The organism is Streptomyces sp. B1866, assembly GCF_031932565.1.
Taxonomy (GTDB): Bacteria; Actinomycetota; Actinomycetes; order Streptomycetales; family Streptomycetaceae; genus Streptomyces.
In genome coordinates, this window is record NZ_JAVSCF010000485.1 from 1 (window position 1) to 1899 (window position 1899).

Below are 1899 nucleotides of genomic sequence, written 5' to 3' on the forward strand. Positions count from 1 at the left end.
TTCCAGGGCGTACGGGCCGCGTGGCGCGCCGAGGGCGAGGTCTACGTCGAGATCGCGCTGCCCGACGGCGCTGACAACGGCGGATTCGCGATCCACCCGGGCCTGTTCGACGCCGCGCTGCACGGCGGGCTGCTGGAGAAGGAGCCCGGGGACTCGGTGGTGCTGCCGTTCTCCTGGTCGGGCCTGCGGCTGGAGCAGACCGGGCTCACCCGCGCGCGGGTGCGGATCGCCTCGGTGGGCGAGTCCACGCTGCGCGTCGACATCGTCGGCGAGCAGGGCGAGCCGGTGCTGAGCATGGACAAGCTGGTGTTCCGCCCGGTGGAGCAGGCGCAGCTCGCAAGCGCGCAGCGCGGCAGGCGGGACTCGCTGTTCGAGCTGGACTGGGCTCCGGTGGCGGTGGGTTCGCCGGGGCCGGTGCGGCTGGCGGTGCTGGGCGGGCTCGCGGCGTCGGGTGAGCGGTACGCGGACCTGGACGCGCTGGAGCGGGCCCTGGCCGAGGGTGCCGCCGCGCCGGACGCGGTGCTGGCCGAGGTCGAGGTCCCCGCGGGTGACACGGCCGAGGCCGCGCGTGTGGCCGCCGTGGGCGCGTTGAAGCTGGTGCGGCGGTGGCTGGCCGGCGAGTGGCTGGGCGAGGCGCGCCTGGTGGTGGTGACCCGTGGCGCCGTCGCCGCGGGCGGCGAGGTGCCGCATGTGGCGCAGGCGTCGGTGTGGGGTCTGCTGCGGTCCGCGCAGTCGGAGCACCCGGGCCGCTTCGTGCTGGCCGACCTCGACGGCAGCGGCGAGCCCGAGTGGGGCGCGCTGCTGGACCTGGACGAGCCGCAGGTGGCGGTGCGGGAGAGCCGGGTGCTGGCGCCGCGGCTCGCGCGCGCCGGCGCCGGAACGGCCGGTGACCTGTGGCAGCTGGCCATCCGGCGGAAGGGCTCGCTGGAGGACCTGGCGGTCGTGCCCTCGGACGCCGGTCGGCCGCTGGGCGCGGGCGAGGTGCGGGTCGGGGTGCGGGCCGCGGGCCTGAACTTCCGCGACGTGCTGATGGCACTCGGGATGTACCCCGGCGACGTACCGCTGGGCAGCGAGGCGGCGGGCGTCGTGCTGGAGGTCGGCTCCGAGGTGACCGGCCTGGCACCCGGCGACCGGGTGTTCGGCCTGTTCGGCGGCGCGTTCGGCCCCGTGGCGGTGACGGACCGGCGCATGCTGGCCCCGATGCCGGAGGGCTGGTCCTTCGCCCAGGCGGCGGCGGTCCCGGTGGTGTACCTGACCGCGTACTACGGGCTGGTGGACCTGGCGGGTCTGCGGGCGGGCGAGCGGGTGCTGGTGCACGCCGCCGCCGGCGGTGTGGGCATGGCCGCGGTGCAGATCGCCCGTCACCTGGGCGCGGAGGTGTTCGCGACCGCCAGCGCGCCGAAGTGGGACGCGGTACGGGCGCTCGGGGTGCCGGACGGTCGGATCGCGTCGTCGCGTGACCTGGGCTTCCGGGAGGTGTTCTCGGAGGCGACCGGCGGTGCCGGTGTGGACGTGGTGCTGAACGCGCTGGCGGGCGAGTTCGTCGACGCGTCGCTGGGACTGCTGCCGCGCGGCGGCCGGTTCGTCGAGATGGGCAAGACCGACCTGCGCGACCCGCAGGCCGTCGCCGCCGAGCACGCCGGGGTGCGCTACCAGGCCTTCGACATGTTCGACGCGGCCGGGATCGACCGGGTCCAGGAGATGCTGGGCGAGATCGTCTCGCTGTTCGAGCAGGGCGTCCTCGAACACGCGCCGGTCCGTACGTGGGATGTGCGCCAGGGCCGGGAGGCGTTCCGGTTCCTGCGCGAGGGCCGGAACGTCGGCAAGGTCGTGCTGACCGTTCCCGCGCCGCTGGACCCGGACGGGTCCGTCCTGATCACGGGTGGTACGGGTGGTCTG

The 1899-nt window shown here is 75.6% G+C and carries 1 protein-coding gene; it reads left to right on the plus strand.

Annotated features, from left to right (window positions below; translation table 11 throughout):
* Positions 1-1899: zinc-binding dehydrogenase (locus RKE29_RS29670; RefSeq protein WP_312008806.1), on the plus strand; the 1899-nt coding region annotated here is incomplete at both ends.